Annotated in this window: 9 protein-coding genes; 8 read left to right on the top strand and 1 reads right to left on the bottom strand. The window is 66.4% G+C overall.

Annotated elements, in window-relative coordinates; all coding sequences use genetic code 11:
- Window positions 1-176: 176 nt before the first annotated feature.
- The 4 genes from trkA to hflX all read left to right on the top strand — a co-directional run bounded on the left by trkA (window position 177) and on the right by hflX (window position 4727).
- A complete protein-coding gene (trkA, locus tag V8324_RS08340; RefSeq protein WP_336419471.1) occupies window positions 177-1556 on the top strand; it encodes a Trk system potassium transporter TrkA in 1380 nt (459 codons plus the stop codon).
- Between the two features lie 4 nt (window positions 1557-1560).
- Window positions 1561-3084, top strand: coding sequence for a TrkH family potassium uptake protein (locus V8324_RS08335; RefSeq protein ID WP_336419470.1), 1524 nt, complete (start codon window positions 1561-1563; stop codon window positions 3082-3084).
- A 129-nt stretch (window positions 3085-3213) separates the two neighbouring features.
- On the top strand, window positions 3214-3453 hold the full coding sequence (gene hfq / locus V8324_RS08330; protein WP_336419469.1) for an RNA chaperone Hfq: 240 nt from the start codon (window positions 3214-3216) through the stop codon (window positions 3451-3453).
- On the top strand, window positions 3450-4727 hold the full coding sequence (hflX, locus tag V8324_RS08325) for a GTPase HflX (protein WP_336419468.1): 1278 nt from the start codon (window positions 3450-3452) through the stop codon (window positions 4725-4727). The genes hfq and hflX overlap by 4 nt, the downstream gene beginning before the upstream one ends.
- Before the next feature lie 122 nt (window positions 4728-4849).
- Here the strand turns inward: hflX and mnmA are convergent, their stop codons facing one another.
- Entirely contained in the window at window positions 4850-5995 is a 1146-nt protein-coding gene (mnmA, locus tag V8324_RS08320) for a tRNA 2-thiouridine(34) synthase MnmA (RefSeq protein ID WP_336419467.1), read from the bottom strand.
- Window positions 5996-6113: 118 nt separating this feature from the next.
- Here mnmA and sciP point away from each other — a divergent pair, with 118 nt between their 5' ends.
- From sciP to recG, 4 genes are all read left to right on the top strand, one after another.
- Window positions 6114-6392 (top strand): CtrA inhibitor SciP, encoded by a 279-nt coding sequence (gene sciP, locus V8324_RS08315; RefSeq protein ID WP_336419466.1) that lies wholly within the window; start codon window positions 6114-6116, stop codon window positions 6390-6392.
- A gap of 94 nt (window positions 6393-6486) precedes the next feature.
- Window positions 6487-7203, top strand: a complete 717-nt coding sequence (gene ctrA, locus V8324_RS08310) for a response regulator transcription factor CtrA (protein ID WP_336419465.1) — start codon at window positions 6487-6489, stop codon at window positions 7201-7203.
- A gap of 112 nt (window positions 7204-7315) precedes the next feature.
- Window positions 7316-9436: an NAD-dependent DNA ligase LigA gene (gene ligA, locus V8324_RS08305; protein WP_336419464.1), complete on the top strand. Its 2121-nt coding sequence runs from the start codon at window positions 7316-7318 to the stop codon at window positions 9434-9436.
- Complete coding sequence (gene recG, locus V8324_RS08300; protein ID WP_336419463.1) at window positions 9433-11523, top strand: ATP-dependent DNA helicase RecG; 2091 nt, start codon at window positions 9433-9435, stop codon at window positions 11521-11523. Before ligA ends, recG begins: the two co-directional genes overlap by 4 nt.
- The last annotated feature ends 41 nt before the right edge of the window (window positions 11524-11564 follow it).

The raw sequence follows: 11564 nt of genomic DNA, 5'->3' as shown, positions 1-11564 counted from the left end.
GATCGAGGTGCAGACCGGCAGCTACCTGGGCGAGGACGACATCACCCGCTACGACGACATCTACGCGCGCGGACCAGAGAGCGCCGGATAGGCCGCGCCGCGCGGCCCGACAAAGCAATTGACCGCGTCAGACCGGTCTGTCATGTGCGGATGTCGGACAGGGTGGGGCGAGCGCCATGAAGGTCATCATCTGCGGCGCCGGTCAGGTGGGCTGGCAGATCGCGCGGCATCTGTCGGGAGAGCGCAACGACGTCACCGTGGTCGACAACAACCCCGACCTGGTGCGCCGCGCCGCCGACACGCTGGACGTCCAGGGGATCACCGGCTTTGCGTCCTACCCCGATGTGCTCGACCGCGCCGGAGCGTCCGACGCCGACATGATCATCGCCGCGACCTATTCCGACGAGGTCAACATGGTGACCTGTCAGGTGGCGCATTCGGTCTTCGACATTCGGCGCAAGATCGCGCGGCTGCGCAGCCAGTCTTATCTCGATGCAATCTATTCCGATCTCTATCGGCGCGATCACCTGCCCATCGACGTGGTCATCAGCCCCGAACGCGAGGTGGCGCAGGCCGCTTTGCAGCGCCTCGCCGCCCCCGCCGCCTTCGATACAGAGACCTTCATGGACGGGTCGGCGCGGCTGATCGGGCTGCGCCTCGAAGAGGACTGCCCGGTGCTCAACACGCCGCTGCGGCAGTTGAGCGATCTTTTCTCGACGCTGCGGGTCGTGGTGCTGGCGGTGCGCCGCGACGGGCGGCTCTTTTCGCCCGAGCCCGGCGATCAGCTGTTCGCGGGGGACGCGTGCTACATGTTCGCGCCCACCGAGGACGTGCCGCGGATGCTCGACGTGTTCGGAAAGGCGCAGAAGCGGCAGGAGCGCGTGGTGATCGTCGGCGGTGGCAATATCGGGCTGGCGGTGGCGCAGGCGCTCGAGGCGCGTCCGGGCGGGCGGGTGCGCACCAAGGTAATCGAGATGAACCGTGCCCGCGCCGAGCGCGCGGCGGACACGCTGGAACGGACCATCGTGCTGAACGGCGATGGCCTCAACACGACGATCCTGACCGAGGCAGGGATCTCGCGCGCCGATGCCGTGCTGGCGGTCACCGATGACGACAAGACCAACATGCTGGCCGCCGTGCGCGCCAAGTCCGAGGGTTGCCCGTTCGCCATCTCGCTGATCAACGACCCGACCATGGTGTCGCTTCTCGACCCGCTTAACATCGACGCGTTCATCAATCCGCGTGCCACGACCGTCAGCTCGATACTGCGCCATATCCGGCGCGGCAAGGTGCGTGCGGTCTATTCCATCGGGGATGCCGAGGCCGAGGTGATCGAGGCCGAGGTGCTGTCGACCTCGTCGATCGCCGGGGCTGCGCTGCGCGATATCGACTTTCCCGAGGGCGTCCTCTTGGGTGGCGTCAAGACCGGCGACCGGATCCGCAAGCCGACCGGCGGTTTGCGCATCGAAGCGGGCGACGTGGTGGTGATCTTCGCGCTGGCGGCGGATGTGGCCGCGGTCGAGAAGATGCTGCAGGTCTCGATCGATTACTTCTGATCCGATGATCGAACGCCTGCTGACCTTTCCCCTGATCCTGATCCTCGCGGGATGCGCGGCGCTGATGATGCTGCTGCCGGGCTTTGATGCGCTGATGCGCGGCGAGACCCGCGTGGCGGGGGTGTTTGTCTCGTCCGGTCTGCTGGGGCTGGCGGCGATCGTTTCGATCGGGCTGGCGCTGTCGGGCCGCGGCTCGGCCCGGCGGATGAGCGACACGCAGAACCTCGCCGCGCTGCTGATGGCCTATATCCTGCTGCCGCTCTATCTCGCGCTGCCGTTCTACGAGGGCGTGCAGACCACCACCTATCTCAATGCCTATGTCGAGATGGTGTCGAGCTTCACCACCACCGGCGCCACGTTCTTCGGCGCGCCGGGGCGAATCGGCGACAGCCTGCACCTGTGGCGCGCGCTGGTGGGCTGGTCGGGCGGATTGCTGATCTGGATCTCGGCCTCGGCGGTGCTGGCGCCGATGAGCCTGGGCGGGTTCGAGGTCACCGTGCGGGCCGAGCCGGGGCAGGACGACGCGCGTCTCGGGCGGTTCCAGCGGGCCAGCCCGGTGCGGCGGGTGACGCAGGTGACGCGCACGCTGGTGCCCGTCTATGCCGGGCTGACGCTGGTGCTGTGGATCCTGTTGATGGCCGATGGCGAGCGCGCCTTGGTCGCCGCGCTGCACGCGATGGCGACGTTGGCGACCAGCGGCATCTCGTCCATCGGCGGCCTGCACAACGGCGCCTCGGGGGTCGCGGGCGAGATGGTGATCTTCGCCTTCCTGATCTTCGCGCTGTCGCGGCTGACCTTTTCGTCCGACACCGTGTCGACGGTGCCGCAGGGCGTCTGGCGCGACCCCGAGTTCCGGCTGGGCATGACGATCGTTTGCGGCGTGCCGCTGGTGTTGTTCCTGCGCCACTGGATCGGCGCGCTCGAGGTGTCGGGCCCCACCGATGCCGCACAGGCGCTGCGGGCCTTCTGGGGGGCGGCGTTCACGGTGCTGTCGTTCCTGTCCACCACCGGGTTCGAGAGCGCCGATTGGCAGGCGGCGCGCGACTGGTCGGGGCTGAAGACACCGGGGCTGATCCTGATGGGGCTGGCAATGGTGGGCGGTGGGGTCGCCACCACCGCGGGCGGCGTGAAGCTGTTGCGGGTCTACGCGCTTTACCTGCATGCGCAGCGCGAGGTCGACCGGCTGATCCACCCCTCGTCCGTGGGGCGCGCCTCGGGTCCGGGGCGTCGCATAAGGCGTCAGGGCGCCTATGTCGCGTGGATCTTCTTCATGCTCTTCGCGTTGACGCTGACCGCGCTCACCGCCGCCTTCGCGCTGTCCGGGCAGGGCTTCGAGGCGGCGCTGATCCTGGCGCTGTCGGGGCTGTCGACCACCGGCCCGCTGATCCACACCGCCAGCGAGGAGCCCATCCGCCTCGTGCAATTGGCGACCGGGGCCAAGCTCGTCTACGCTGCGGCGATGGTGCTGGGCCGGCTGGAGACGCTGGCCCTGATCGCGCTGCTCAATCCGTCGGTCTGGCGCGACTGAGACCGGCCGCGCGGGCGTGTCGCGCGATTTTTGGCTGGAAACTCGGCCCTTGGCGGGACATACTCGGCGACCGGGGGTTGGTCAAAAAACCCTGATGCGGCATGCAAAAGAAATAAGGCAGGGTATTGAATGGCTTCTGATCGACAAAATCTGCAGGACGCATTTCTCAATCAGGTTCGCAAGACCAAGATCCCGGTCACGGTCTTCCTTATCAATGGCGTGAAATTGCAGGGCGTGATCACCTGGTTCGACAATTTCTGCATCCTGCTGCGCCGTGACGGTCAATCGCAACTGGTATACAAGCACGCCGTGTCGACGATCATGCCGTCGCAACCCGTGAACCTGTATGACGGTGACGAGGCCACGTGAGGGAAACCGCACGCCAGACCACCCGCGCCTGGGTCGTCCATCCCGATATCGCCACCGATGATCGCGACCGCGATCCCGATCTCGGCCTCGCCGAGGCGGTGTCGCTGGCGCGGGCGCTGCCCGATCTCGAGGTCGTCGGCGAGCAGATCGTGCGCCTGCGCAAACCCGATGCGGGCCGGTTGTTCGGCAAGGGCAAGCGCGAGGAACTGAAAGCGGCGATAGACGCGGCCGAAGTCGACCTCGTGGTGGTCGACGGCCCGCTCAGCCCCGTGCAGCAGCGCAATCTCGAACGCGCATGGGACGTCAAGGTGCTCGACCGCACCGGGCTGATCCTCGAGATCTTCAGCGACCGCGCAGCGACGCGCGAGGGCGTGCTGCAGGTCGAGATGGCCGCGCTGAGCTATCAGCGCACAAGGCTGGTGCGCGCCTGGACCCATCTGGAACGGCAGCGCGGCGGGCTGGGTTTCGTGGGCGGCCCCGGCGAGACGCAAATCGAGGCCGACCGCCGCGCCATCGACGAACAACTCGTGCGCCTGCGCCGCCAGTTGCAGAAGGTGGTCAAGACCCGCACCCTGCACCGCGCCGCGCGCGCCAAGGTGCCGTTCCCCATCGTCGCTCTCGTGGGCTACACCAATGCCGGAAAATCTACGCTTTTCAATCATCTCACCGGCGCCGACGTGATGGTCGAGGACATGCTTTTCGCCACGCTCGACCCGACGATGCGCCGGGTGGCGCTGCCGCATGGCGGGCCCGAGGTGATCCTGAGCGATACCGTGGGCTTTATCAGCGATCTGCCCACCGAACTGGTCGCCGCGTTCCGGGCCACGCTGGAAGAGGTGCTGGAGGCCGACCTGATCTGCCATGTGCGTGACATCTCGCATCCCGAGACCGAGGAGCAGGCGCGCGACGTCGCCACGATCCTTGAAAACCTCGGGGTCAAGGAGACCACGCCGCAGATCGAGATCTGGAACAAGATCGACCGGCTGGACGAGACCGCGCGCGCCGCCGCGCTGACCCAGACCGCACGGCAGAGCAGTGTGCAGGCGGTGTCGGCGGTGACCGGGCAGGGCGTCGCGGATCTGGTGCGCGCGATCTCGGATGTGCTGACGGCGCTGCGCCACGTCAGCACATTGCACCTGGGTTTCGACGAAGGTCGCAAGCGCGCCTGGCTTTACGAGAACGACCTGGTCGAGGACGAGCGTCAGGACGAGGACGGCTTCGTTATCACCGTGCGGTGGTCAGCGCGACAGGAAGACCAGTTTCGAGAGTTGTAAGACCAGGGTCAGTGATTCACCGTCGATGCTGGGCGCTGCCAAGAAAATTTCGAATTATCTTGTACGGAACTTTTGGCAAATCACTTATTCGACAAGGTCGGCGTCGGGTCACGCCGAACCCGTCACGCCCCGCGCCAGATCCAGCCACCGCCGAGCACGCGACTGCCGCCCGTCTCGTAGAACACGCAGGCCTGCCCCGGAGAGACGCCCTCCTCGGGGGTCAGCAATTCAACCTCGGCCTCGGTCGCCGAAAGCGGCCGCAGCACCGCCTCGCGCGGCGGGCGGGTGGAGCGCACCTTGACCGAGATCTCCCACGCGTCGCGCGAGGTCAGCGGCGCGTCGCCCAGCCAGTTTATCTCGCGCAGCGGCACGCTGCGCGTGGCGAGCATCTCTTTCGGGCCGACGATCACCCGGCGCGCCTCGACATCGAGCCGCACTACGTAAAGCGGCGTCTCGAGCCCGCCGATGCCGAGACCGCGCCGCTGGCCGATGGTGTAATGGATCACCCCGTCATGGCTGCCGAGGATCCGCCCGTCGGCATGCACGATTTCGCCCGGATCGGCGGCGCCGGGGCGCAGCTTCTCGATCACGCTGGCATAATCGCCGTTCGGGACGAAACAGATGTCCTGACTGTCGGGCTTGTCGGCCACTTGCAGGCCGTATTGCGCCGCCAGTTCGCGCGTCGCCTGTTTCGAGGGCAGATGCCCCAGCGGAAACCGCAGGTAATCAAGCTGCGCCTGCGTGGTGGAAAACAGGAAATAGGACTGGTCGCGCACCGGATCGGCGGCGCTGTGCAACTCGGCCCCGTTCGCGCCCGGTTTGCGCTGGATGTAATGCCCGGTCGCCATGCAATCGGCGTCGAGATCGCGCGCGGTCTCCAGCAGATCCTTGAACTTCACCCGCTCGTTGCAGCGGATGCACGGCACCGGCGTTGCCCCGGCGAGATAGCTGTCGGCGAATTCGTCGATCACCGCGTCGCGAAAGATGTTCTCGTAATCGAGGACGTAATGCGGGAAGCCCAGATCCTCGGCGACGCGGCGCGCGTCGTGGATATCGACGCCGGCGCAGCACGCGCCTTTCTTGGCGAGCGCGGCCCCGTTATCGTAAAGCTGCAGGGTGACCCCCACCACGTCATAGCCTTCCGAGGCGAGATGCGCGGCCACCACCGAACTGTCGACGCCGCCCGACATCGCCACTACGACCCTCGTGTCGCAGGGGGCCTTGGCAAAGCCGAGGGAGTTGCGGGATGTGTCGCCGTCCAGCGCCATGTTCAGTCTCCGGTCCGGAAGAATATAGGAAAATCCTAAGCATTCTCAAGGCTGTGTTTCACCCGTCATTAAGCCTGATCCACGCATCCTCTGGACAGTCGGGAGAAGGGTGAAAACGATGTATCTGAAGAAAGTCGATGGGCCAAGGGCCGTCACGCTGCCGGATGGCACGGTTCTCAGCCGGGCGGATCTGCCACCGCCGGATACCAGCCGGTGGGTGGCGTCGCGCAAGCTCGCAGTGGTGCGCGGAGTCGCCTATGGGTTGATGTCTCGCTCCGAGGCGATGAACACCTACAGGTTGAGTGAAGAAGAATTCGAATCCTGGGTCCGTGGTGTCGAAAAACACGGTTTGGACGCGCTTAAGGTGACTTTGCTTAAAAATTATAGACAACCATAGGGCGATCATGCAACTAATTGTATAAGGGTAACCACCGGTTAACCATTGCTGTTCAGACTTGTGATCAGAACTTAACGAGGAATGGAGATACCTTATGCGTGTATTGCTGGTCGAAGATGACGCCACCACGTCGAAAAGCATTGAACTGATGTTGTCGCATGCAAACCTGAACGTCTACACGACGGATCTGGGCGAGGAAGGCGTCGATCTTGCGAAGCTTTACGATTACGACCTGATTCTTCTGGACCTCGGTCTGCCCGACATGCACGGCCACGAGGTGCTGCGGCAGCTGCGCCTGGCCCGGATCTCGACGCCGATCCTCATCCTGTCGGGCAGCGATGACACGGAAAGCAAGCTCAAGGGGTTTGGCTTCGGTGCCGACGACTACCTGACCAAGCCGTTCCATCGCGAGGAACTCGTGGCGCGGATCCATGCGATCATCCGGCGCTCCAAGGGGCATTCGCAATCGGTGATCCGCACCGGGAAGATCAACGTCAATCTCGACGCCAAGACAGTCGACGTCGCAGGACAGGCCGTGCATCTGACCGGTAAGGAATACCAGATGCTGGAGCTTCTGTCGCTGCGCAAGGGCACCACGCTGACCAAGGAGATGTTCCTCAACCATCTCTATGGCGGCATGGACGAGCCCGAATTGAAGATCATCGACGTCTTCATCTGCAAGCTTCGCAAGAAGCTGAGCGAGGCGACCGAGGGCGAAACCTATATCGAGACGGTTTGGGGCCGCGGCTACGTGCTGCGCGATCCTGAACAGGACCAGGTGCCGGGCGCTTCGCTCGCCGTCGGCGCCTGACCGCAAGGCACCGCGTCTGGACGTCGGCCTCGGCTGGCCCTATCACATCGGTCAGGTAACCGGGCGCGCGGCCATCGCCGTGCGCCCGGCCTGACAGGGTGACGAGGGGCCGATGACCGACACCACCGACGTGGATCGCTTGACCGAAGACGAGGCGCGCGCCGAGCTAGTGCGTCTCGCACAAGTGCTGACAGACGCTGACGCTGCGTATCACACGGAAGATGCGCCGGTGATGTCGGACGCCGAGTATGACGCGCTAAAGGCACGCAACGCGGCGATCGAGTCGCGGTTTCCCGACCTCAAGCGCGCCGACAGCCCGTCGGATCGTGTCGGCGCCACCCCGGCCGAGGCCTTTGCCAAGGTGCGGCACACCGTGCGCATGCTCAGCCTCGGCAACGCGTTCGAGCCTGCGGAGATCGACGAGTTCGACGCCCGCATTCGCCGCTATCTCGGGCTGAGCGCCGAGGCGCCGCTGGCCTATACCTGCGAGCCGAAGATCGACGGGCTGGGTTTGAGCCTGCGCTACGAGAATGGCCATTTGACCCGCGCCGCCACGCGCGGCGATGGCGAGACCGGCGAGAATGTCACCGCCAATGCGCGCACCATCGACGATATCCCGACCGTGCTGTCCGGTGCCCCCGGCTTTCTGGAGGTTCGCGGCGAGGTCTACATGAGCCACGCCGATTTCAGCGCGCTCAACGACCGGCAGCGCGCACGCTCCGACAAGGTGTTCGCCAATCCGCGCAACGCCGCCGCAGGCTCGTTGCGGCAACTCGATGCCTTGATCACCGCGGCGCGGCCGCTTCGGTTCTTCGCCTATGGCTGGGGCGAGCTGTCAGAGCCGCTGGCCGAAACGCAGATGGGCGCGATGGAGCGTCTGTCGGCGCTTGGATTCTCCATAAACCCGATGACCACGCTGTGCGAGGGTCCCGGGGAGATGCGCGCCGAGTATGCCCGGATCGAGCAGGCGCGTGCGACGCTCGGCTACGATATCGACGGCGTCGTCTACAAGGTCGACGATCTGGGGCTTCAGGCGCGGCTCGGCTTCCGCTCGACCACGCCCCGGTGGGCGATCGCGCATAAATTTCCCGCCGAACTGGCCTGGACACGGCTCGAGGCGATCGACATCCAGGTCGGGCGCACAGGCGCGCTCAGCCCGGTGGCGCGGCTGACCCCGGTGACGGTGGGCGGTGTCGTGGTGTCGAACGCGACGCTGCACAACGAGGATTACATCGCCGGGCGCTCGGCCGCGGGCGAGGCGATCCGTGAAGGCAAGGATATCCGCGTTGGTGACTGGGTGCAGGTCTACCGCGCCGGCGACGTGATCCCGAAGGTCGCCGATCTCGACCTGTCGAAGCGCCCCGAGGACGCAGTGCCGTACGAGTTTCCCACCACCTGCCCCGAATGCGGATCTGACGCGGTGCGCGAGCCGGGTGATGCCGCGCGGCGCTGCGTGGGCGGGCTGATCTGCCCCGCGCAGGCGGTCGAAAAGCTCAAGCATTTCGTCAGCCGCGCGGCGTTCGACATCGAGGGGCTGGGCGCCAAGCAGGTCGAGCAGTTCTACCGCGACGGCTGGATAACCGAGCCGGCCGATATCTTCACGCTGCAGGACCGCTACGGCAGCGGGGGCAGGCAGCTCAGGAACCGCGAGGGCTGGGGCGAGAAGAGTGCGAGAAACCTTTTCGAGGCGATCGAGGAAAAGCGAAGCATTCCCTTCGCGCGGCTGCTTTTCGCGCTCGGCATCCGGCATGTGGGCGAGCAGGCCAGCAATCTGATCGCGCGCAATTACGGCGACTGGGACACGTTCATCGCCGCGATGGACGCCGCGGCCGGGTTCGAAGGCCCCGAGTGGGAGCGTCTGCTGGGGATCGACGGGGTCGGCGAGGTCATGGCGCGCAGCCTTGTGGGGGCGTTTGCCGACTCGGGCGAGCGCGCGAGCATCGACCGACTGGTGGCGCATCTGACGGTCGAGGACGCGGCACAACCCGACACGTCAGACAGCCCGGTGGCGGGCAAGACGGTGGTCTTCACCGGCAACCTCGAACGGATGACGCGGGCCGAGGCCAAGGCCCGCGCCGAGGCGCTTGGCGCGAAGGTGTCGGGCAGCGTGTCGGCGCGCACCGATCTGCTGGTCGCGGGGCCGGGCGCCGGGAGCAAGGCGAAAAAGGCCGCCGAGCTGGGCGTCGAGGTGCTTGATGAAGAGGGCTGGCTGCGCCTGATCGGGGAGGGATGAGCACCCGGCCCGAGATCCTGTTCCCGCTTTTCGCGGGGCTCGAGACGCTGGAAGGGGTGGGCAAGAAGACCGCGCAGGCGCTTGGCGGGCTCGACATCACCCGGCCGCGCGATCTGGTCTTCACCCTGCCGCATTCGGGCGTGGACCGCGCCCGACGCGCCACGGTGCAGGGCGCCGAGGTGCCCGGCGTGGTGACTGTCGAGGTGACGGTGGGCCCACACCGCGCCAACACCCGCAAGGGCGGGCCGTACCGCGTTGTGGTCGAGGATGCCGCCACCAGTTTCCAGCTGGTGTTCTTTCATGCGCGCGCCGATTACCTGCAACGCATCCTGCCCACCGGCGCGCGGCGCGTGGTGTCTGGCAAGGTGGAGTTGTTCGATGGGATCGCGCAGATGGTGCATCCCGATCACGTCGTGCCCGTGGACGAGGCCGGCGAAATCCCCGCCTTCGAGCCGGTCTATCCGCTGACCGCGGGCGTCACGCAGCGGGTGATGGCGAAGGCCGTGCAGGCCGCGTTGCTGCGTCTGCCGGACCTGCCCGAATGGATCGACCCGGTGCAGAAGGCGCAGGCCGGCTGGCCCGACTGGGCGGGCGCAGTACGCGCCGCGCATGCCCCGGCGGCGCCGGGTGACCTGTCGCCCGCGCACCCTGCGCGCGAGCGGCTGGCCTATGACGAGCTGATGGCGCACCAGATGACGCTGGCGCTGGCCCGGGCCAAGCTGCGCCGCGCCAAGGGGCGCGCGACGGTGGGCACCGGAGTGATGCAGGCAAAGGTTCTGGACGCGTTGCCCTATCCGCTGACCGGCGCGCAGATCCGCGCGATTTCTGAAATCGCCGGCGACATGGCCCGCGCGATGCGGATGAACCGGCTGCTGCAGGGTGATGTCGGCGCGGGCAAGACGCTGGTGGCGTTCAAGGCGCTGCTGATCGCGGTCGAGGCGGGCGGGCAGGGGGTGATGATGGCCCCCACCGAGATCCTTGCGCGGCAGCATCTGCAGGGATTGCGGCCGCTTGCGGAAGAGGCCGGCGTGGTGCTCGAAATCCTCACGGGGCGCGACAAAGGGTCCGAGCGGCGTGCCAAGCTGGCAGCCTTGCAGCGCGGCGATATCCAGATCCTCGTGGGTACTCATGCGGTCTTTCAGAAGGACGTGGAGTTCGCCGATCTGCGTCTGGCCATTGTCGACGAGCAGCACCGCTTCGGGGTGCGCCAGCGGCTGGAGCTGGGCCGCAAGGGCGCGCAGGCGGATGTCCTCGTGATGACCGCGACGCCGATCCCGCGCAGCCTGGCGCTGGCGCAATACGGCGACATGGATGTCAGCGTGCTGGACGAGAAGCCGCCCGGACGCAAGCCGATCAAGACCGCGCTGGTCAATATGGGCCGCATCGACGAGGTCGTGGACCACCTGCGCCGCGCGATCGGTGAGGTGCGGCAGGCCTACTGGGTCTGTCCGCTTGTCGAGGAAAGCGAGGTGGTCGATCTTTCCAGCGCCGAGGAGCGGTATCAAAGGCTTCGCGCGGCGCTTGGCGAAGGCGTCGTCGGGCTGGTGCATGGCCAGATGCCCCCCGATGAGAAGGACGCGGCGATGGCGGCGTTCCAGCGCGGCGAGACCAGTGTGCTGGTTTCGACCACGGTGATCGAGGTTGGGGTCGATGTGCCCAATGCCTCGATCATGGTGATCGAACGCGCCGAAAGTTTCGGCCTTGCGCAGTTGCACCAGTTGCGGGGCCGTGTGGGGCGCGGCGAGGCGGCATCGACCTGTCTGCTGATGTACCAGGCGCCGCTGAGCGAGAGCGGCGCGCGCCGGCTGGAGACCATGCGCGACAGCGAGGACGGGTTCCGGATCAGCGAGGTGGATCTCGAGATGCGCGGCGCGGGCGACCTGATCGGCACCGCGCAATCGGGCCTGCCGCGGTTCCGCGTCGCCGATCTGGAGGCGCAATCGGCGCTCATGGCGGTGGCGCAATCGGATGCCCGCAAGCTTTTGCATGATGACCCGGATCTGGAAGGCGAGCGCGGACGCGCGGCACGGGTTCTGCTGTGGCTGATGGAACAGGACCAGGCGATTCGCCTGCTGATGGTCGGCTGACGGACCGGGCTGCGTGGGCGCGTTCCCAAAAGTTCTTAAAA

The sequence above is a fragment of the Roseovarius sp. D22-M7 genome (assembly GCF_037083785.1).
GTDB lineage: Bacteria > Pseudomonadota > Alphaproteobacteria > Rhodobacterales > Rhodobacteraceae > Roseovarius.
The sequence above is the reverse complement of the archived record's forward strand: the minus strand, read 5'-3'. Positions and strand labels throughout refer to the sequence as shown.